This window comes from Citrobacter sp. RHBSTW-01044, from assembly GCF_013781945.1.
In the GTDB taxonomy this organism is placed as follows: Bacteria; Pseudomonadota; Gammaproteobacteria; order Enterobacterales; family Enterobacteriaceae; genus Citrobacter; species Citrobacter braakii.
Genome location: NZ_CP056180.1, coordinates 1,298,066 through 1,318,231, shown reverse-complemented (window position 1 = coordinate 1,318,231; position 20,166 = coordinate 1,298,066). Strand labels below are relative to the sequence as shown.

17 protein-coding genes are annotated in these 20,166 nt (G+C 55.2%); 2 read left to right on the top strand and 15 right to left on the bottom strand.

Annotation, left to right across the window (positions count from 1 at the left end):
* Nucleotides 1–66 precede the first annotated feature (66 nt).
* Together pbpC and HV352_RS06275 are read right to left on the bottom strand one after the other, a co-directional pair.
* Nucleotides 67–2,379: a peptidoglycan glycosyltransferase PbpC gene (pbpC, locus tag HV352_RS06280; RefSeq protein ID WP_181635290.1), complete on the bottom strand. Its 2,313-nt coding sequence runs from the start codon at nucleotides 2,377–2,379 to the stop codon at nucleotides 67–69.
* The gene (locus HV352_RS06275; RefSeq protein WP_181635289.1) at nucleotides 2,380–7,314 is read right to left on the bottom strand and encodes an alpha-2-macroglobulin; all 4,935 of its coding nucleotides are present in this window, start codon (nucleotides 7,312–7,314) and stop codon (nucleotides 2,380–2,382) included. It lies immediately after the preceding gene.
* A 206-nt stretch (nucleotides 7,315–7,520) separates the two neighbouring features.
* Here HV352_RS06275 and sseA point away from each other — a divergent pair, with 206 nt between their 5' ends.
* Nucleotides 7,521–8,372: a 3-mercaptopyruvate sulfurtransferase gene (gene sseA, locus HV352_RS06270; protein WP_047358240.1), complete on the top strand. Its 852-nt coding sequence runs from the start codon at nucleotides 7,521–7,523 to the stop codon at nucleotides 8,370–8,372.
* A 221-nt stretch (nucleotides 8,373–8,593) separates the two neighbouring features.
* Here the strand turns inward: sseA and sseB are convergent, their stop codons facing one another.
* The 11 genes from sseB to trmJ form a co-directional block, all read right to left on the bottom strand.
* Nucleotides 8,594–9,370 (bottom strand): enhanced serine sensitivity protein SseB, encoded by a 777-nt coding sequence (sseB, locus tag HV352_RS06265; protein WP_016157136.1) that lies wholly within the window; start codon nucleotides 9,368–9,370, stop codon nucleotides 8,594–8,596.
* Between the two features lie 70 nt (nucleotides 9,371–9,440).
* Nucleotides 9,441–10,724, bottom strand: coding sequence for an aminopeptidase PepB (gene pepB / locus HV352_RS06260; protein ID WP_016157137.1), 1,284 nt, complete (start codon nucleotides 10,722–10,724; stop codon nucleotides 9,441–9,443).
* A 60-nt stretch (nucleotides 10,725–10,784) separates the two neighbouring features.
* Entirely contained in the window at nucleotides 10,785–10,985 is a 201-nt protein-coding gene (gene iscX, locus HV352_RS06255) for a Fe-S cluster assembly protein IscX (RefSeq protein ID WP_003037694.1), read from the bottom strand.
* An 11-nt stretch (nucleotides 10,986–10,996) separates the two neighbouring features.
* Complete coding sequence (fdx, locus tag HV352_RS06250) at nucleotides 10,997–11,332, bottom strand: ISC system 2Fe-2S type ferredoxin (RefSeq protein WP_003037690.1); 336 nt, start codon at nucleotides 11,330–11,332, stop codon at nucleotides 10,997–10,999.
* A 1-nt stretch (nucleotide 11,333) separates the two neighbouring features.
* Nucleotides 11,334–13,184, bottom strand: a complete 1,851-nt coding sequence (gene hscA / locus HV352_RS06245) for a Fe-S protein assembly chaperone HscA (RefSeq protein ID WP_016157138.1) — start codon at nucleotides 13,182–13,184, stop codon at nucleotides 11,334–11,336.
* 15 nt (nucleotides 13,185–13,199) lie between these two features.
* A complete protein-coding gene (gene hscB / locus HV352_RS06240) occupies nucleotides 13,200–13,715 on the bottom strand; it encodes a co-chaperone HscB (RefSeq protein ID WP_016154008.1) in 516 nt (171 codons plus the stop codon).
* Between the two features lie 108 nt (nucleotides 13,716–13,823).
* Nucleotides 13,824–14,147, bottom strand: coding sequence for an iron-sulfur cluster assembly protein IscA (iscA, locus tag HV352_RS06235; RefSeq protein WP_003835203.1), 324 nt, complete (start codon nucleotides 14,145–14,147; stop codon nucleotides 13,824–13,826).
* Nucleotides 14,148–14,167: 20 nt separating this feature from the next.
* A complete protein-coding gene (iscU, locus tag HV352_RS06230; protein WP_002913991.1) occupies nucleotides 14,168–14,554 on the bottom strand; it encodes a Fe-S cluster assembly scaffold IscU in 387 nt (128 codons plus the stop codon).
* A gap of 26 nt (nucleotides 14,555–14,580) precedes the next feature.
* Nucleotides 14,581–15,795 (bottom strand): cysteine desulfurase, encoded by a 1,215-nt coding sequence (gene iscS, locus HV352_RS06225; RefSeq protein ID WP_016154009.1) that lies wholly within the window; start codon nucleotides 15,793–15,795, stop codon nucleotides 14,581–14,583.
* Between the two features lie 167 nt (nucleotides 15,796–15,962).
* On the bottom strand, nucleotides 15,963–16,454 hold the full coding sequence (iscR, locus tag HV352_RS06220) for a Fe-S cluster assembly transcriptional regulator IscR (RefSeq protein ID WP_005120405.1): 492 nt from the start codon (nucleotides 16,452–16,454) through the stop codon (nucleotides 15,963–15,965).
* A gap of 217 nt (nucleotides 16,455–16,671) precedes the next feature.
* Nucleotides 16,672–17,403: a tRNA (cytosine(32)/uridine(32)-2'-O)-methyltransferase TrmJ gene (trmJ, locus tag HV352_RS06215; RefSeq protein WP_016157139.1), complete on the bottom strand. Its 732-nt coding sequence runs from the start codon at nucleotides 17,401–17,403 to the stop codon at nucleotides 16,672–16,674.
* 118 nt (nucleotides 17,404–17,521) lie between these two features.
* Between trmJ and suhB the strand changes: the two genes are divergently transcribed.
* On the top strand, nucleotides 17,522–18,325 hold the full coding sequence (gene suhB, locus HV352_RS06210) for an inositol-1-monophosphatase (RefSeq protein WP_016157140.1): 804 nt from the start codon (nucleotides 17,522–17,524) through the stop codon (nucleotides 18,323–18,325).
* 68 nt (nucleotides 18,326–18,393) lie between these two features.
* Here the strand turns inward: suhB and HV352_RS06205 are convergent, their stop codons facing one another.
* Together HV352_RS06205 and HV352_RS06200 are read right to left on the bottom strand one after the other, a co-directional pair.
* On the bottom strand, nucleotides 18,394–19,374 hold the full coding sequence (locus HV352_RS06205; protein ID WP_181635288.1) for a nickel/cobalt transporter: 981 nt from the start codon (nucleotides 19,372–19,374) through the stop codon (nucleotides 18,394–18,396).
* Entirely contained in the window at nucleotides 19,365–20,003 is a 639-nt protein-coding gene (locus HV352_RS06200; protein WP_181635287.1) for a DUF1007 family protein, read from the bottom strand. The genes HV352_RS06205 and HV352_RS06200 overlap by 10 nt, the downstream gene beginning before the upstream one ends.
* Nucleotides 20,004–20,166: the final 163 nt, after the last annotated feature.

Here is a 20,166-nt window from a genome sequence, read left to right as displayed (position 1 = left end):
ACTATTGACGAAGATAACATTTCTTTAAAATAAGATGAATTTTAGCAACAAAAATCACCTGGTAGTCTACTGCAACGAAAATCTCACCGTCGCCACCTGTCCGGCGTCATCCATCACCAGCAGTTGATAATCCCCTTTGGTCGCCAGCCGTAGCGTAAGACGGCGTCCGCGTTCATCCAGCCGTTCACCGTTAAGAAACCACCAGCGATCGCCAGTCCCACCGCTGGTTTGTACCGGCAATGAGGCCAGCGCAGAGCCGGGTAAACGCTTCACAATCGCGCCATCACGAACCCCTGTCAACTGCAACGGCAGCGAAGCATCCTGCCCCAGCGGCGGACACGTGGCAGAAACCGTCGGTAATCTCGCCCCACGGCGCTCTGACTCCGGCAGCCATGGCTCCAGCGGTAAAGGCCAGACGATTAACGTTTGTTCGCGCGCTTGCGGACAATCCGCCGCCACACGTTTGCCTTCATCATCCAGCCAGACGGGGAAACGAATACCACTCACGCCCTCCTGTTCGGGCAATAACAACGTAGGCGGCTGGCTGCCCTCCAGCAGCCAGGTTGCCAGACGGCGTCGACAGTTACTGTCTCCGGGCGCAAGTGACTGCCCGCCCGGCCAGCACACTACGCCGCGGCTAACGGATTCAGGGCGCGGATCCTCTGGCTGATTTGTCCCGCGAGAGAGCAAAAGATTGTTGACCTGATTGAGCAGCGGCACGGCGCTGGCAAAACCAAACTGGCCCACCACCGGCGTACCGTCGGGTCTGCCAGTCCAGATACCCATCACATAACGGGCGTTAACGCCAATCGCCCACGCATCGCGATAACCATAACTGGTACCCGTTTTCCACGCCAGCGGAACCACTCTGCTCAGCGCGTTATCCGGCAGCGGTTGCGCTTCGTCGGCCATAATGCGGCGAATAATCCACGCCGCGCCCACCGACATCAACGGACGCTCCAGCAGTGGATCGTCTGGCTGCAGGCGCAGTTTCCCCGCTTTTCCCTGACGGGCAAACGCACTGTACGCCGCCGCCATGTCTTCCAGTCTGGCCCCTGCCCCGCCCAAAATCAGCGACAGATTCGGTGCGGCACCTGCGGGCAGATACAACGGTAAGCCAACGTTACGTAACGATGCGGCAAAACGCTTCGAGCCATAGGCTTCAAGTACCTGCACGGCGGGTAAATTCAGCGAGCGCACCAGCGCTTCGCTCATACTCACCGGACCATGAAAACCACTGTCAAAATTCCCTGGTCGATAATCTCCGGTTCGACGCGGCACATCCTGCAACAATGAAGCAGGATGAATTAATCCGTCATCCAGCGCCAGACCATAGATAAACGGCTTCAGCACCGAGCCCGGCGAGCGGATCGCATTCACCATATCCACATGGCCAAAGCGGGAGTCGTCATTCATATCTACCGACCCCACCCAGCCACGCACGCTCATATCAGTGTGATCGACCACAATCATCGCCAGCGAACTGCGCGCAGGTAAGCGGCCCTTCCAGTTTTGCGCCAGCTCTTCCAGTTGGCGCTGCAATCCGGCGTCAAGGGTGGTCACGATTTTATCGCTCCGGCTTTTTCCCAGCATCATGCGCGAGAATAACGGCGCTAACTGCGGCATTTGTCTGGGCGCCAGCCAGACCGGTTCTTCGCGTGACTCCTGCACCTGTCTGGCAGGCCAAACGCCCTGCGTCGCCATGCGCTCAAGCACTTTATTGCGCGCCGCTTCAGCGCGGTCCGGCCAGCGGTCCGGGCGCAGACGGCTCGGTGCCTGCGGCAACACGGCCAGCAGCGCGGCATCGGAATAACTCAACTGTGCGGGTGATTTACCAAGGTAGGCCCAGCTCGCAGCACCCACGCCCTGCAGCGTGCCGCCAAACGGCGCACGGTTAAGATATAGCGTCAGGATGTCGCGCTTAGAAAGATGCCATTCCAGCTGCAATGCGCGCCAGAGCTGGCGGAACTTGCCGCCGAAAGTTCGCGGGTGGGGATCGAGCAATCGTGCGACCTGCATGGTGAGCGTACTGCCGCCTGAAACGACGCGACCTGAGGAGAGGTCCTGCCATGCCGCGCGCAGCACTGAAAACGGATTGACGCCGGGATGTTTCCAGAACCAGCGGTCTTCGTAGTTGATTAACGCCTCAAGGTAACGGGGGGACACCTCATCAATAGTCACCGGATAACGCCAGATGCCGTCCGCGTCGGCGAAGCGCCATAGCGGCGTACCATCGTAAGCCACTACGACACGTGCCGGATCGACTTCGTGAAGCGGCAGCGGCCAGATTTTATCTGCCGCCCAAACCCACGCTACCAGCAATAGCGCAACGGCTGCCAGCCAGAGCCAGCAGCCGCGTTTCCCCAACCCGCGCATCATTTACGGTCTGACAATCAAAAGCCCCTCTGTCGCACCGGTCGCGCGCCACTGCGGAACATACATTGACTCCACTTGCGGCACAGGAACCTGATAGGTCCCCGGCGTTACCGCCCGCGCCAGATAGACCAGCGTCACAGGCTGTCCTTCGTTGACCGCTACCGCGGCGACAAAGCGATCGTCACGGAACTCAACGTGCTGGATATCCGCCTGCTGCATCTGATTGAGCAAATTCGCTACCTCGCTGCCGCTGTCCTGCAGGCTGGCGCTGCCGTTGGCCAGATTCTGGTTTTCCAGCTCCAGGCCGGCTGGCAGTAAGTCAACCACCAATGCATCCGGTACGTTCTGGCTGGCTTTCACCTCCAGCCAGACCAGTACCAGCTCGCCGCTGCGCAGAGAATCCAGCGCTTTGCTGTTCCCGTCGAGTCCCAGGATCTGACGCTCAATGTGCAGGACGTTGCTGGCAGGCGTCGGCGAGGTTTGCGGGTAACCACTCACATCCAGACGCAGCCACAGCGGCAGATTACCGGTATTGGTGACGTTCAGCGTAGACAGCGCGTCAGCATCCAGATTACGCGTTTGTGATTTCTCCCCGGCTAACGCCTGTTCAGAGAGTGACGTTTGCGCCTGCCACGAGCCTGGCAAGTCCTGCAACGTACGCGCGGCAAGGAACAGCGCATTGTTTTCCTGAGTAGAGAGCCAGCGCTGCCCAAAGGCCTGTTCTGACAAGGTGTTCAGCAGCGTATTCTGCACGTCAGGTTTAAGCTTGTTCTCTTCCAACAATGCCAGCATCAGCGCGTTGTCACGTAGCTGACTGCCGTAATCCGCCATCCACTGCTGCGCATCACGGCGTGGCGTATTCAGCGCCAGCGTCAACGCTTGTTCACTGCGGTTGGCGTCGCCCATGTTTTTCAGCGCTATCCCCAGTTGCAACAGCGGTAAACCGGAAGCCGCCTGTGCACGACGCTCCCAGATCTCACGCAGCGCGCCGAGCGGGGCTTTCTGCTGACGAGCCAGCACCAGCGCGGCGTAGGCCTGTACGGCAAACCGGCTTGCTGATGCGTCGTCGGTATAGCGAATCGACATCATGCCCGGATCCTGCAAATAGCGCAGCAGCCGCTCGTTACCCCGGTTAATCACCTCTGCCGGAACGCTATAGCCCTGTTCATTCGCGCGAACGAGGAAATCCATCACATACGCGGTCAGCCAGTACTCTTCCGACCCGTTCTTACCCCACAGCGCAAAACCGCCGTTATCACGCTGCATTTGCAGTAAACGAGAGATGCCAATCTCTACTGCCGCACGGCGTTTTTCATCGCTGTCGCCCGCGATACCTAACGCCTTCAACTGCGCGGCATTGGTGTATAAGGATGGGAACAACCCGCTCGCCGTTTGCTCGAGGCAACCGTAAGGGTAAGCTTTCAGTTCACGGATATAGCGCGCCAGATTCAGCGGTGGTTTACCGCTGAACAGCAGTTGTCCCTGCATCGTCACAGGAGAGAAATTCGTCAGTTCTTCGCCCGGAAGCTGCCAGGTTGCGCCCGGCTGAAGTGCGACGCCGTAATTAACAGTTTGCGCCGGGAACGCCGGTCGCACGCCAATTTTCCACTGTTTATGCTGAACAGGCAGCGTTTCACCCGGTAGATTCAGACCGCTAATTTGCGCCTGAATTTCGCCATCGCCAAAGCCCTCCCGCGCACGCACCGGAATAAACAGCGTAGTCCGTACGCCTGGCGCCAGATTCACCGGGGCGGGATCTTGCCCCATCAGCTCCAGTAAACCGCTGGCCGCGAGATTAATAATCAGCGTTTGCGGTTTGTCAGTCAGATTGGTCACGTCCAGCGTCAGGCGCGAGGTATCGCCCCCCGCCAGAAAGCGCGGCATGTTCAGTTCAGCAATTACCGGCGCGGCGACAATCACTTTGCTTTCGCTACTGCCAAAGTCATCCGCCGTCCAGGCTTGCGCCATTACCCGCAGCTCGCCGTTGAAATCACCAATTGGTAACGTCACCGTACCTTCGCCCTGCTCGTTAAGCGTCACCGGCAGCGCCTGTTGCGCCACGATATTGACGTGATTAACCGGTGGCTTGCCGCCGCGTTTTAACTCATCGCCATCACCACCAAAGCGCAGCGCCGCCAGACGTCCTTGCCCTTCGATCACCTGGCCGTAAATATCATAAATATCCGCGCCATAGCGTTTTTGCCCGAAAAACGCCTGCCACGGATCCGGCGTGGCGTAATCGGTAATGTTCAACACCCCGCTGTCAACGGCTGAGACCAGCACGTTAACCTGTTTTGGCTCGTCGCCATTTTTAACGCTGGCTTTAATCTTGACGGTCAACGGCTGATTTGGACGCATTTTTGCCGGACTTTCCAGCGCCAGCGCCAGACGACGGTTTTCATCGCCTAACGGCAAATGCAGTAAGCCGACTGCCCGTTTTGGCGTTGCCGAACGAGACTTGTCGCCAGGACGAACCACCAGCGCGCTGAGATACAAATCATGGCGATTCCAGGTTTTATCGACCGGGATGGAGATATCAAGACCATCCGTCGGTACGTCTATCTCTTGCCACCACAGCGGGCCTTCGCTGGACTCCACCATCGCGTAACCTTTGCCTGCAGCGGGTGCGGCAATGTGTAGCTTCATGGTATCGCCGGGACGATAGCCGGGTTTATCCAGTTTCAGGGTCACGCGATCGGGACGTACTGCCCCGCTGCCGTCGCTGTTATCCTGCCAGCTATAGCCAGCCCAGAAGCGCACGCTGCTCACCGCATCATTCGGAGCTTTCACTTCCAGGCGATAGGCACCCCACTCGACAGGGAAGCTGACTTTACCGGTCTCATCGGCCTTAAGATCCAGGGTCTGCTCACCCTCAACCAGATCTTTTTGATCGAACTGCGATTGCCAGCCCTCGCCTTCAGACCAGTTCCAGTAATAATCACGGCGTTCACGAATCAAACGCACCTGTAAACCGGACACCGCTTTTTTCTCGCCTTGCGCATCGGCATACACAATATCAAAAGCGGCATTGCTGTTTTCATCAACGCCAGGCTGATTGACGGTAGTATCGGTGCGGTAGTCATAAACGGCTCTCGCCGCAAACTGCGGACGAATACCTGGCAGCGTATCCGCAGGCCAGATGGCTTGTTCAACCCGACGCGTCACCGGACGGCCACCCGACTCCAGCAGGCTGGCTTGCAGAATCACCTGTAACGGAGAATGCGTCTCCTGCCATTGGCTGTTGGTAGTCACTTCGCCGCGACCGTGGTCATCCAGCGTCAACTGAACCTCATCGAGGCTGCGAGAAAGATTTTCTTCGGCAATATTACCAAACTGGAACCCCGGTAATGCCTGCACCGCTTCCCGCAACGGGCGCAGGAAAAGCTGCCCTTGCAGAGCATTGCCGTTGGCGGGCGCGCCGTACAGGTAGTAGCCCACCACCGAGAACTTCACTTCATCAGTTGGAGCCACCGGCATCTTATTGGCGGTGAGATTGAGCGCCATCCGCTCAGGCATGAAATCTTCGACGTGGAAATCCCACATCCGCGACTGGTTGTCGCCAGTATTGGCACGAATATGCCACATGCCGGTTGGCGCGCTGCTGTCCAGCGGCCAGCTAAAGCGATACAGACCGTTTTCCGGCTGGCTCACTACCGAGCGTAACACCTGTCCGTCGGGCTTAACGACCTCCAGCTTCACCGGCTGGTCAGGCAGCGTTTTGCCGTCGCTATCTCGCAGTAATCCGTTGAGGATCACCGTTTCGCCAGGGCGATAGAGGTCTCGGGGGCCAAACATAAAGAACTGCTTGCTGTATCCCGGCGCGCCGGCAATATCAAATTCAGCCAGATCCAACGCCGGGAGCTTCAGGTCCAGCAGCGTAGTTTGCCCATCTTTGCGGGCCAGCAATAAGGCCGCGTCTTTATCAGTTTCCAGCTTGACGTGACCCTGCGCGTCGCTGGTAGCCTGCGCCAGCGTCTGCCCTTTTTCGTTGAGTAACGTAACCTCAATACCCTGCTGCGCAGCGCCGTTTTCCAGACTCTGCGTAAAGACATCCAGTTGATTGTGGTAACGGTGCGCAGAGACACCAATGTCACTGAGCGTAAACAGCGTAGCAGCATTGCTGTAGTTATAGTGTCCGGCCTGATTCATCACCGCAATGTAAACGCCTGCTTGCTGCAACGGCTTAATATCGCTCAGTGGCAGTAGCAGCTTCTCTCGGGTATTACGCGCAGGATTGAGGTCAAAGCGTCCGGTATAAACCAGTTCCGCCATTTTCAGCAGATTGTCTGACTCCCAGTTTGACAACGAATTACGGTATTCCCACTGGCTGACAAACGCACCGAGCGATTCAGGCTTCACGCGAAAGAAGTTCACATCCACGCTATCAACATTAAGGGCCATCACCGGTAACCCTTCAATCACTTTTCCCGGCAGCAGCGAGCCGCGACTAGCGAACCCTACGCTTGGCTGGACGTCGCGGGTGGTAATGTTTTTTTCATAATCGATAGCGAACGTCGCTTTATTCAGCGCCAGTAAATCACGCTCAATGGTAACCACCAGTTCTCGATTAGGTTCGAGATGGCGTAAGCGTAGCTCTTTTAGATTTGGTGCCAGCTCCCAGGCACCATCCACTTTGCCGCTTTTTTTATCAACAACGTGCACTACGCGAGAAAAATCTTGTTCCGGATCGAGGGGAATGGAAAAGGTCAAAACGAGCGTTGCCGCGCCGTCGAGTTGGACCTCGGAGGCATCAAGCAACGTCAGCGACTTGCCCTGGCTTTGCTGAATCAGCTTTTGTAATTGGGCCTTATCTTTTGCTGGCGCAGTCTGCGGTGCAGGCGCATCAGGCTTCGCAGCCGTCGGTGATTTTTCGTTATTATTATCGCACCCAACCAGTGCCAGCATCAGCATACAGGCCGCTACGCGTAAATGTTTCATTTTTCATCCCTGGCCGTAGTGGCCCGTTAGCTACGTAGAACAACTATTATGCGTCAGATTTTCGGCTGTGGAAGCCAGTAACTATTCTACGTTGTCCTATTTTTCGTGATTAATGTGGATTCGCCTGACAAATCAGCCTCTTTTACTTGTCGCATTGCACTAAACATCCGACAATTTGCCAAAACCTGGTAAAAATGGAGATGCCTATGACCACCGCCTTTTTTGTCGCTGCCGACTGGCTTGCCGAACACATTGACGATCCGGAAATACAAATTCTTGATGCCCGGATGGCACCTCCAGGACAGGAAGATCGCGATGTTGGCGAGGAGTATCGCGCGGGCCATATTCCTGGCGCAGTCTTTTTTGATATTGAAGCGCTTTCCGACCATACGTCACCGCTACCGCATATGATGCCGCGACCGGAAGCCTTTGCCGTAGCGATGCGCGAATTGGGCGTTCATCAGGATAAACACCTGGTTGTCTACGATGACGGCAACCTGTTTTCCGCGCCACGCGCATGGTGGATGCTGCGGACATTTGGTGTCGAGAATGTCTCCATTCTGGCGGGCGGTCTGGCTGGCTGGCAGCGCGATGAGCTAATGCTCCAAGAAGGAAATGAGGATTTACCGGAAGGTGAATTTAACGTGGCATTTACGCCTGAAGCGGTTGTGCGCGTTACCGACGTACTGCTGGCCAGTCATGAAAAAACGGCGCAGATCGTCGATGCCCGACCGGCTGCGCGTTTTAATGCCGAAGTTGACGAGCCGCGTCCAGGCCTCAAGCGTGGCCATGTGCCTGGTGCGCTTAACGTACCGTGGACAGAGCTGGTTCGTGACGGTGAACTGAAAACTACCGACGAACTGGATGCTATTTTCTTCAGCCATGGCGTAAGCTTTGACCGTCCCATTATCGCCAGCTGCGGCTCAGGCGTCACGGCGGCGGTGGTTGTGCTGGCGCTTGCCACGCTGGGCGTTTCTAACGTCGCATTGTATGACGGCGCATGGAGCGAATGGGGCGCGCGTAACGATTTACCGGTAGAACCGGCTGAGACTCAATAAAATCTGATTTACTCATCTTTTTCACCCACAAAAAAACCGCTCAATGAGCGGTTTTTTGTGCCTATCCGGTTCGCGGCCTTTCCAGCAGGCTGTGCTGCTTTAGCAACGCAGGCTCATCGTAGCGCACTAATACTCCCTTTTGAGGGAGAAAAAGCCAACTGAGTTAGCGGCAAAATTATTCAGTGCGCGAGGTATTATCCTTCGTGGCGGCTTTCCTTCACTCAGATAATCCGGTTCTGTTTGAAATCGCGCAGGAAACCGCCCCAGCGGCGTTCGTAGAACGGTGCGATGTGCTCAGTGATAAAGTGACTCACGCCCTTCTCACCTTTCTTCACCTGGCAGATATCAATGGGTTCATCACCCGGCAACGTATCGGTCGCGACGCTACCCGCAGCATGGATGATCTCTTCAATATCACCTTCAGCTTCAATACCAATCAGCAGATTCGGCTGGGCTTCCGCACTTTCTTTGATTGAGCAGAGAAATGCGCGTTTTACCGGCTTAATGGTTTTAAACAGCGTGGTCAGTGAGTCAATCATCTGCGCCGGAGGTTCGGCGACTTCAGAAAGGATCAGCGATTCACCACCTTCCAGTACTTCCTGGGTGCTTAGCGGATTACCCTCTTCCCCCATCAGCAGGCTGATTTCACGCGGCATAAACTCTTTGCCGGTCGGCAGTTTAGCGTTGAGAAAGAGCGTTTCGCCAAGCGTCATTTCAAATAGCGTACGCACCGGCATAACGACAAATGCTTGCTCATCTTCAACCGCCTGTTGCAGGGCTTCCAGGGAGGTGAAGAACGGGATCACGGTCGTGCCGTCTTCTTTTTCCCAGTGTTGAAGGTCGAGGGCACTGTCTTCTACTACCGCCTCGCCTTCTGCGGCAGTACCCGGCACCCAGACGGTGGATTCCAGTAAAGTACGGAAAAATGCCGGACGATGCGCAGGCTCTGTCGCTGCTTGCTCCAGCAACGTTTCTAATTCATTTTTTGTTTCGGACATAAGTATCACAAATTGGATGAATACATGTAAGCCGGATAAGCTTAGCGCTATCCGGCAATACAGTCGTGAATTATGCGGTCAGCAGATTCGCGATGGTGCGCACACCCAGACCAGTTGCGCCCGCAGACCACTGCTCAACCGGCGCTTTGCGATAGGTTGCAGAGCAATCGATGTGCAGCCAGCCTTGCTGGTAATTTTCCACGAAATGGGACAGGAAGCCCGCCGCGGTGCTTGCACCCGCTGGGTAGGCCGCACTGCCGGTATTGTTCAGCTCGGCAAAATTTGACGGCAGTTGGCTACGGTGGAACTCTGCCAACGGCAAACGCCAGAACGGCTCGTTTTCTTGCGCCGCACTTGCCAACAAACGCGCGGCCAGTTGGTCATCAAAGCTAAACAGCGCGTGGTAATCGTTGCCCAGTGCGGTTTTCGCCGCGCCGGTCAGCGTGGCAGCATCAATGATCAATTCAGGTTTTTGCGCGCTGGCATCGATCAGGCCATCGGCCAGTACCAGACGCCCTTCAGCATCGGTATTCATCACTTCAACTTTTTTACCGTTGCGATAGTGAATGATATCGCCAAGCTTAAAGGCGTTGCCGCTGATCAGGTTATCCGCGCAGCACAGATACAGCTTTACACGCTTGTTCAGGCCACGGGTGATGGCAAACGCCAGCGCGCCGGTGACCGTTGCCGCACCGCCCATATCGGACTTCATTGAGTCCATAAATGCGCTTTGCTTGATGCTGTATCCGCCGGAGTCAAAGGTAATTCCCTTGCCAACCAGGCAGGCATAAACTGGAGCTTCTTTGTCGCCAGTCGGGTTGTAATCGAGCGCCAGCAGCACCGGCGGGCGTTCAGAGCCTCGACCTACGGTATGCAGCCCCATGTAGTTCTGCTCGCGCAGATCTTCACCTTTGGTGATACGGTACGAGACGTTGTCGCAGGCCACGCCGCACAGCAGGTCTACCGCGCGTTGCGCCAGCTGTTCCGGGCCCAGCTCTTCTGCAGGTGCGTTAATGGTATCGCGCACCCAGTCAATAATCTTCAGACGGTTATCCAGCTCTTTGCGCTGCGCCTCGTCCAGAGCGGCCCACTCAACTTTGCGGGTGCCTTTTGGTCCTTTGTAACCCTGCCAGAACGCCCAGCTACGTTCGGTATCCCAGCCTTCACCATCCAGTTGGACATGTTTAATACCCAGGCCGTCAATTTTACGCGCGGCGCGCTGGATAAGGCTGAGATCATCTTTTCCGTTCAGGTGCAGGGTAATACCGTCATTATTAATGCTGTATGTCGCCTTTTCACCCCAGCGAGCATCAGCGGGTTGCGTGGAAAGCGTAATTTTCATGGCTTCTGTCATTTTATTTATCCTTATTTCGCGCATACAGGAAAACGGGCCACCCGTGGGCAGCCCGTTGACTTATTCGGCTTCGTCCAGCCAGACCAGTAAAATGGCCTCAAGGATTTTTTCGTTCGATGCCTGTGGATCATCATCGAACTCTTCCAGGTCACAGATCCATTGGTGCAGATCGGTGAAACGAACGGTCTTGGGATCGAGATCGGGGAACGCGTCGTACAACGCCTCGCCGATTTCGCGGCTATCGGTCCACTTCAGTCCCATACTACCCTCTGTTAATGCTCACGTGCATGATTGATTGTGTAACGTGGGATTTCGACCACTAAATCGTCCTCGGTTACCCGTGCCTGACAGCTTAAACGGCTCTCCGGCTCCAGTCCCCAGGCTTTATCCAGCATGTCGTCTTCTTCTTCTGTGCTTTCCGGCAAAGAATCAAAACCTTCACGTACAATGCAGTGGCAGGTCGTGCAGGCACAGGATTTTTCACAGGCGTGTTCAATCTCGATACCGTTACGCAGGGCAACGTCGAGAATGGTTTCGCCGGTCTCAGCTTCCAGAACTGCGCCATCGGGACAGAGATCCTGATGAGGCAAAATAACAATCTTTGGCATATTAAACCTCGTCCACGGAATGGCCTTTCAGCGCGCTACGGACGGATTTGTCCATACGGCGAGCGGCGAATTCCTGGGTTTGTTTGTCTACGTTTTTAATGGCTTGTTCTATCGCGTCAACATCGTCACCCTGTGCTACCTCGCTCAAGTGCGCGGCGGCGGTGTCGATAGCCTGACGTTCTGCGGCGCTTAACAGCGCGGCATCAGCGTTCAGCGCACCGGATAAACTCTCCAGTACGCGTGCCGCTTCGACTTTCTGTTCTGCCAGCATACGAGCTTTAACGTCCTGCTCGGCAAAACTCATCGAATCCTGAATCATGGAGGCGATTTCACTGTCGGTCAGACCGTAGGACGGTTTGACCTGAATCGAGGACTCAACGCCGGTGGATTTCTCCATAGCGGTGACGCTCAGCAGCCCATCAGCATCGACCTGGAAGGTCACGCGGATATGCGCGCCGCCTGCCGGCAACGCCGGGATACCGCGCAGCGCAAAACGCGCCAGTGAACGACAGTCCTGCACCAACTCACGCTCGCCTTGCATCACGTGAATGGACATCGCGGTTTGGCCATCTTTAAACGTGGTGAAGTCCTGCGCACGCGCCACCGGGATAGTGGTGTTACGCGGGATCACTTTCTCCACCAGACCGCCCATGGTTTCCAGTCCCAGAGACAGCGGGATAACGTCCAGCAGCAACATTTCGCTGTCCGGTTTATTCCCGACCAGAATATCCGCCTGGATTGCCGCACCGATGGCGACCACTTTGTCCGGGTCGATAGAGGTCAGCGGCGTACGGCCAAAGAATTCACCGACGCGTTCACGTACCAGCGGCACGCGCGTTGAACCACCGACCATTACCACTTCCAGCACATCCTGCGGCTCAACGCCCGCATCTTTCAGCGCACGGCGGCAGGCCAGCAGCGTACGTTTAACCAGTGCGGAAATGAGTTCATTAAAGGTTTCACGGGTGATTTCACCCTGCCATCCTGCCACGTTAACCGTCACAGAATCGGCGTCGCTGAGTGCGATTTTCGCTGCAATCGCGGCATCCAGCAGTTCGCGCTGTACGCGGTTATCGCTGCGATCGGCAACGCCCGCCTGCTCGCGAATGTAATCGGCCAGCAGATGGTCAAAATCGTCGCCGCCAAGCGCGGAATCACCACCGGTCGCCAGCACTTCAAACACGCCGCGACTCAGGCGCAGAATAGAAATATCAAAAGTACCGCCGCCAAGGTCATAGACCGCGATCACGCCTTCCTGACCGGAATCCAGGCCATAAGCGATCGCCGCAGCGGTCGGTTCGTTCAGCAGACGCAATACGTGCAGGCCCGCCAGACGCGCGGCGTCTTTCGTCCCCTGACGCTGTGCATCGTCAAAGTAAGCCGGAACGGTGATCACTACGCCATCCAGTTCGCCGGACAACGATTCGGTTGCCCGCGCGGCCAGCGCTTTCAGAATGTCAGCGGATACGCGCACCGGATTAAGCAAACCGGCAGCGGTTTCAATCATCGGCAGGCCGTTTTCGCTCGCCTGGAATGAATAAGGCAGATGTGGGTAACGCGCCTGGATATCCGCCAGAGAGCGGCCCATCATGCGTTTTACCGAGCTGACGGTGTTTGCCGTATCCAGCGCAGCATTGGCGCGGGCATCGTAACCGACCGAGTAGCCCTGCTGCTGATAGTGAACCACTGACGGCAACAGGTGGCGACCTTCATGATCTGCCAGCGTTTCGGCCTGGCCGCTGCGTACGGTCGCAACCAGGGAGTTGGTGGTGCCTAAATCGATACCGACCGCCAGACGACGCTGGTGCGGCGCGGCGCTCAGACCAGGCTCACTAATTTGTAATAAGGCCATTTTCGCTTCCGGAAATTAAAAATCGAGCAGTTTTTCTTCGAGTTGTTCTGCACTGCTTCGCAGTTTATCGAGAAAACGCAGCTTACGCACGGTATCTGCCGCTGCGTCCCACGTCTCGCTATCCAGCTGTTCCACCATCAGTTGATGGCGAACGTTGTACATTTCGCTGACGCGTTGCATAAACGCATCCAGCCGTTGATTGTCTTTTGCCTGTTCAATCTCGTCCAGCTCTTCACGCAGCTCCAGTTGTTCCATCAGAAACGCGGTATCGCGCACCGTGTGCTGCTCGCTGCGGATATCAAAGCCGTGTAAAGACAACAAGTATTCGGCGCGCATCAAAGGATGACGCAGCGTTTGCCAGGCCTGGTTGATAGTGGCGGACTGCGAAACCGCAGCAAGTTGTTCCGCCTGAGAACCGCTGGCGAATTTATCAGGATGATACTGACGTTGCAGATCCTGAAAACGTAGGCTCAGCGCCTGAGTATCGAGCTGATAACGGGCCGGTAAGCCAAAGAGGGTGAAGTAGTCCATAACATTCTCAGGGCATCGATTCTCTGTTGTTCGATGAGGCAAAACCAGAGAGTCAGGTAAAACAAACCCCACGCGCAGGCGACCACGGTGGGGTTATCAGTAAGCGCGTTACACGTGGAAGCTTTCGCCGCATCCACATTCGTCTTTCACGTTCGGGTTAGTGAACTTAAACCCTTCGTTCAGACCTTCTTTGACGAAGTCTAACTGCGTACCGTCGAGGAATTGCAGGCTCTTACCGTCGATCACGACTTTTACGCCTTTGTCTTCAAACACGGTATCTTCAGCCGCCGGCTCGTCAACAAATTCCAGTACATAAGCCATACCTGAGCAGCCGGAGGTTCTCACGCCCAGACGCAGACCAAACCCTTTACCGCGGTTTGCCAGGAAGGTATTTACACGCGCTGCTGCACTGTCGCTTAAGGTAATCGACATAATAAAACCTCAACTCTTAATTATTTTGCTTCACGTTTGCTTTTGTAATCCGCAATCGCGGCTTTAATCGCGTCTTCAGCCAGAATAGAGCAGTGAATTTTCACTGGTGGCAGTTCAAGCTCGTCGGCGATATCGGTATTTTTGATCGCCTGTGCTTCGTCCAGAGATTTCCCTTTTACCCATTCGGTAACCAGAGAGCTGGAGGCAATAGCGGAACCGCAGCCGTAAGTCTTGAAACGCGCGTCTTCAATGATACCTTCATTGTTGACTTTGATCTGCAACTTCATCACGTCGCCACAGGCCGGTGCACCCACCATGCCGCTGCCCACGTTCTCGTCGCTGTTGTCAAAAGAGCCCACGTTACGTGGATTCTCGTAATGATCGATTACTTTTTCGCTGTAAGCCATGTTGAATTCTCCTTATGTGCGCCGAATTAGTGATGAGACCATTCAATACTGTTCAAATCCACGCCCTGTTTGAACATTTCCCACAGCGGGGAAAGGTCGCGCAGGCGGCCAATGGAGTTGCGAACCAGATTGATGGCGTAGTCAATCTCTTCTTCGGTAGTAAAACGACCTAAAGAGAAACGAATTGAGCTATGTGCCAGCTCGTCGGTCATCCCCAGCGCGCGCAGCACGTAGGATGGCTCCAGGCTTGCAGAGGTACATGCAGAACCGGAGGACACAGCCAGGTCTTTCAGCGCCATAATCAGCGACTCGCCTTCAACAAAGTTGAAGCTAACGTTGAGAATGTTCGGTGCGCCCTGCTCGAGGTCACCATTGAGGTACACCTCTTCCATATCTTTCACGCCGTTCCACAGACGGTTACGCAGAGTGCGCAGGCGCGCCATCTCGGTTTCCATCTCTTCTTTGGCGATACGGTAAGCTTCACCCATCCCAACGATTTGGTGCACAGGCAGCGTACCGGAACGCATACCGCGCTCGTGACCGCCGCCGTGCATCTGCGCTTCAATACGAATACGCGGTTTACGACGAACGTACAGCGCGCCGATACCTTTCGGACCATAGATTTTGTGGCCGGAGAAGGACATCAGGTCAACTTTCAGTTGGCTCAGATCGATAGGCAGTTTGCCCACGCTCTGAGTCGCATCAACGTGATAGATGATACCGCGGGCACGGCACATTTCGCCGATGGTTGCGATATCCTGTACCACGCCGATTTCGTTGTTAACGTGCATGATGGAGACCAGAATGGTGTCGTCACGCATTGCCGCTTCAAGTTCTTTCAGGTCGATAATGCCATTACGCTGCGGGGCGAGGTAGGTCACTTCAAACCCTTCGCGCTCCAGCTGACGGCAGGTGTCCAGCACGGCTTTGTGTTCGGTTTTGCTGGTGATGATGTGCTTGCCTTTTTTCTGGTAAAAGTTGGCTGCACCTTTAATCGCCAGGTTATCGGATTCCGTCGCACCGGAAGTAAAGACGATTTCACGCGGATCGGCACCGACCAGATCAGCGATCTGATTGCGGGCGATATCTACCGCCTCTTCAGCTTGCCAGCCGAAACGGTGTGAACGGGAAGCTGGGTTACCAAAGTTTCCGTCCAAGGTCAGACACTGCATCATTTTCTCGGCAACACGCGGGTCCACCGGCGTGGTTGCGGAGTAGTCGAGATAGATCGGTAATTTCATTGCTCTATAAACTCCGTACATCGCTTCAATGCAAGGAATCAGGCAACCGGCTGGATGTACGACCGAGTTAACGGGGCGTCTGGCACCCCGGCCTGATTCTGAAATACTTTTTACGCTTCATCTTTCTGGCTGCCTTAATGCAACCAGAAGCTATTGCGTAATTTTTATTAGGCACGCAGTTTGACGTCGATAGCGTCTTGCGTGCGGGTGCTGCGTGGAGCGTCATGTGTGTGCTGGCGACCAGACACATCCAGGACTTCCTGATTATTCACCAGTTCGCCCAACGTAATGTTGTTGAGGAAACCGGTCAGACGATCGCTCAGATCGCGCCACAGCGCGTGGGTCAGGCATTTATCGCCGCCCTGACAACCGCCTTTGCCCTGGCAACGGGTCGCGTCTACAGACTCGTCAACAGCGCTAATCACTTCACCTACTGCGATGCTGCCGGCATCTTTACCCAGCAGATACCCGCCGCCTGGTCCACGTACGCTGGAAACCAGACCGTTTTTACGCAAACGGGAAAACAGCTGCTCCAGATATGACAGGGAAATTCCCTGACGTTCAGAAATATCAGCCAACGGTACCGGGCCCGTTTCGGAGTTGAGCGCAACGTCCAACATTGCGGTCACGGCATAACGCCCTTTTGATGTCAGTCTCATGTCTTACTTAGCCTCAAACTCGCCCCTGCCCGGGGTTTTTTATTGTAAAATGGGGGTATTGCATAGCAGGGGCAAGTCTGACATTCCCGACTAAATCAGTCAACTATTTACTTGACTAATTTAGTCAGGTATTTAACCTTCAGTGCCATTTTCATTTATCGGATGGCGCTTCGCTAATCCGGCCTGGAAATCGTGCAGCCATCCGGCATCAGGACGCTTACTTGCCTTTATTCTGCTGCTCTATAGAAGCTAAAATTCCGCGCAAAATGTTCAGCTCCTGGCTCTCAGGACGCGCACGAGTGAACAGACGGCGCAGCTTGTTCATCACCTGCCCCGGATGTCCTTCGCGGATAAACCCGGTCGACAGCAGCGTTTGTTCCAGATGACCGTAAAAACGCTCTAAATCATCGACCAGCGGATACTCAGCTTCTTCGTATTCTGCGGTCTTGTCGCTTTCCTGCGTTGCCAGCCAGGCCATGCGAACTTCATAAGAGATGACCTGCACCGCCATCGCCAGGTTGAGCGAGCTGTATTCCGGGTTCGCGGCAATGGCGACGTGATAATGACACTTCTGCAGCTCTTCGTTGGTCAGGCCAACGCGTTCACGTCCAAACACCAGCGCCACCGGCGAGTTCGTTGCTTCAGAGACGCTTTTTAAACCGCATTCACGCGGATCCAGCATTGGCCACGGCAGCGTACGGGAGCGCGCGCTGGTACCCACCACCAGGCTGCAACCCGCCAGCGCTTCATCGAGAGTATCGACGATCTGCGCGCTGCCGATCACATCGCTGGCACCTGCCGCCAGGGCGATGGCCTGGGAGTCCGGTTTAACCAGTGGATTTACCAGCCACAGATTAGTTAAACCCATGGTTTTCATTGCGCGGGCCACAGAGCCCATGTTGCCAGTGTGAGAGGTTTCCACCAGCACGATTCGAATATTTTGCAGCATTGTATTTCTTCGGCTAAAGATTATTCGGGCATATTACCATAAAACGAAGACATATTCCGAACTCGCTGCTATACTCTGCGCCGTTTTCCCGTTCTTTAACATCCAGTGAGAGAGACCGATGCATCCGATGCTGACCATCGCCGTGCGCGCAGCGCGCAAGGCGGGTAATGTAATTGCCAAACACTACGAAACGCCAGACTCTGTAGAAACCAGCCAGAAAGGCAGCAATGATTTCGTGACTAATGTCGATAAAGCCGCCGAAGCGATTATTATCGAAACAATTCGCAAATCTTACCCACAGCACACCATCATCACCGAAGAAAGCGGTGAGCATGTTGGTGAAGATCAGGATGTTCAATGGGTTATCGATCCACTGGATGGCACCACCAACTTCGTAAAACGTCTGCCGCACTTCGCGGTTTCCATCGCAGTACGCATTAAAGGCCGTACTGAAGTCGCCGTTGTTTACGATCCAATGCGTAACGAACTGTTTACCGCAACCCGCGGCCAGGGCGCACAGCTGAACGGCTACCGTCTGCGTGGCAGCACTGCACGCGATCTGGACGGTACCATCATCGCCACCGGTTTCCCGTTCAAAGCGAAACAGCACGCCACGTCTTACATGAAAATTCTTGGCAAGATGTTTACCGAGTGCGCTGACTTCCGCCGCACAGGTTCTGCTGCGCTGGATCTGGCTTACGTTGCCGCTGCACGTGTTGACGGTTACTTCGAAATCGGTCTGAAACCATGGGATTTCGCCGCAGGTGAGCTGATTGCTCGTGAAGCAGGCGCACTGGTTTGCGACTTCACCGGCGGTCATAACTACATGGCGACTGGCAACATCGTTGCAGGTAATCCGCGCGTAGTGAAAGCCATGCTGGCTAACATGCGTGACGAACTGAGCGACGCGCTGAAGCGTTAATTCAGTACAGCCCGGTGGTGTCATGCTACCGGGCTTACGTGTTGATACAGGCCGCCATCCGGCTTTGATTAAAACGGTCTAATCCCTCGCCCCACCGGCACCGCGCTCACCCACATCACTACCGCAGCAGCAATCAGCACCGCACCACCGGCTAATGCCAGCGTCGTCCAGCCAATCTGTCGCCACAGCACCGGCGCTTTATGTCCGCTAAGTCTCACCGCCAGCGAGCGGAAACTGTGTACCAGCAAAGCCAGTGACGTAATCGTCAAAGAGGTTCCTGCCGCCATCGCCAGCGCCGACGCCATGCCCCAGCTAAAAACGCCAACCACTTTGCTAAACAGTAAAACCATAATTGCCCCGGAGCATGGCCGCATTCCCATAGACAAAACGATCATCAGCCGGGCGCGCCAGTCATCACCGCTTTGCAGCTGTTCAGGATCAGGCAAATGCTGATGCCCACAGCCACAGCCCTCGTGATGCACATGCTGCGGCGTGAAGGCGATAAATTTCGGGCGACACAGCAACTGGCGCAATTTCTTCAGCGCACGGACGCACAATAAAATGCCCAACACGCCAACCAGCGCATAACTCCCTTTCTCCAGCCAGAAACTACTCATATGTAGCTGTCGCGCAGGCAACTGCAAAATGGTGAGCACCACAACCACCAGCCCGATGGCGACCAGTCCCTGTAATAAAGATGAGGCCAGCGTCAGGCCAATACTCGACCTCAGCTTCGAGGGATGCGTTGCCAGCCAGGTGGTAATGACGACTTTTCCATGTCCTGGTCCCAACGCATGCAGCACACCATAAAGAAAACTAAACAGCAGCAGCGATCCCCCGGCCTGGGCCGGATTGGCGGCAACGGCTTTCAGCAAACCGCTCATCTGCTGGTTAACGTCGCGCTGCCAGACGACACTTTTCATCATCACCTGCGGCCAGGCCTGCCATAGCCACAGTATGCCGACTGCAGCCAGCAGTAAAAACACCGCCAGCGGCCATAGCGTGAACCAGCGGCGTCTGGCGGCGCGTTGTTGATAAACTACGGACATTGCAGCGTCACCGTCTGTGCAAACTGTTTACCCAACTCCATATCCTCCGGCGGTGCGTCTTCTTTATCCAGCGACTGCGCAAAGCTCAGCATTTGTTCATTCGGCGTCGGCGTATGTACTGAGATACGGCATTGCTGACTTATGGCCTGCGCCAGCCTGGCATCGCTGTCTTTGTCATAGCTCATATCAACGTAGTAGGTGGGGTCGAAGGTTGAAATGGTATATTTTTGACCGCTCAGCGGCTGAGCTTCCGCCAGCGGCAACACGAACTTCAGCACTGCCTGATGTTCTTCACGCTCCATGCCATATTCCGTCGGCCTGTTTTTAAACTTTACCTTTTTCCCGTCGTGCCACACTTCGGTGAAATAGTGCTGCCCGAGGACGTTGGCCATCACTTCTGCCGCCAGTTTTTTCCAGATCTCATCACCAGGTTTGGCATTTCCCGCATCGTAAAGCAGATCTGCCGAGGTGATTTCATCCATCGTCCAGCGCATTTTTAGCGCGACGAACTGGTCATTCTCGCTCACTATCTCGGTTTTCAAATGGATAAAGCTGTGGGGATGCGCACCTGCGCCAAAGGACAGGATCGCGAGAAACAACGTCATAATGATACGTTTAACGCCTTGCATGAGTTCTCCACGAGAAAAATCTACACCGCCACAAATAATGATGCTGTGTTTGGCGAAAGTGTGCTGAGGATACCATTGAACGAAAAAATGTTGAGCCTCCTTTTCCGGTATCGATTCAGTTCTCAATTTCAACAATTTCTTCTTCAGCAACATCCTCCCAAAT

Bases quoted from the DNA above. Each gene is read 5' to 3' on its own strand.
- sseA (WP_047358240.1), top strand. From the start codon at position 7,521: ATGACCACCGCCTTTTTTGTCGCTGCCGACTGGCTTGCCGAACACATT.
- iscA (WP_003835203.1), bottom strand. From the start codon at position 14,147: ATGTCGATTACCTTAAGCGACAGTGCAGCAGCGCGTGTAAATACCTTC.
- HV352_RS06275 (WP_181635289.1), bottom strand. From the start codon at position 7,314: ATGAAACATTTACGCGTAGCGGCCTGTATGCTGATGCTGGCACTGGTT.
- hscA (WP_016157138.1), bottom strand. From the start codon at position 13,184: ATGGCCTTATTACAAATTAGTGAGCCTGGTCTGAGCGCCGCGCCGCAC.
- suhB (WP_016157140.1), top strand. From the start codon at position 17,522: ATGCATCCGATGCTGACCATCGCCGTGCGCGCAGCGCGCAAGGCGGGT.
- HV352_RS06205 (WP_181635288.1), bottom strand. From the start codon at position 19,374: ATGTCCGTAGTTTATCAACAACGCGCCGCCAGACGCCGCTGGTTCACG.
- sseB (WP_016157136.1), bottom strand. From the start codon at position 9,370: ATGTCCGAAACAAAAAATGAATTAGAAACGTTGCTGGAGCAAGCAGCG.
- HV352_RS06200 (WP_181635287.1), bottom strand. From the start codon at position 20,003: ATGCAAGGCGTTAAACGTATCATTATGACGTTGTTTCTCGCGATCCTG.
- iscX (WP_003037694.1), bottom strand. From the start codon at position 10,985: ATGGGACTGAAGTGGACCGATAGCCGCGAAATCGGCGAGGCGTTGTAC.
- iscR (WP_005120405.1), bottom strand. From the start codon at position 16,454: ATGAGACTGACATCAAAAGGGCGTTATGCCGTGACCGCAATGTTGGAC.
- pbpC (WP_181635290.1), bottom strand. From the start codon at position 2,379: ATGATGCGCGGGTTGGGGAAACGCGGCTGCTGGCTCTGGCTGGCAGCC.
- trmJ (WP_016157139.1), bottom strand. From the start codon at position 17,403: ATGCTGCAAAATATTCGAATCGTGCTGGTGGAAACCTCTCACACTGGC.
- hscB (WP_016154008.1), bottom strand. From the start codon at position 13,715: ATGGACTACTTCACCCTCTTTGGCTTACCGGCCCGTTATCAGCTCGAT.
- pepB (WP_016157137.1), bottom strand. From the start codon at position 10,724: ATGACAGAAGCCATGAAAATTACGCTTTCCACGCAACCCGCTGATGCT.
- iscU (WP_002913991.1), bottom strand. From the start codon at position 14,554: ATGGCTTACAGCGAAAAAGTAATCGATCATTACGAGAATCCACGTAAC.
- fdx (WP_003037690.1), bottom strand. From the start codon at position 11,332: ATGCCAAAGATTGTTATTTTGCCTCATCAGGATCTCTGTCCCGATGGC.
- iscS (WP_016154009.1), bottom strand. From the start codon at position 15,795: ATGAAATTACCGATCTATCTCGACTACTCCGCAACCACGCCGGTGGAC.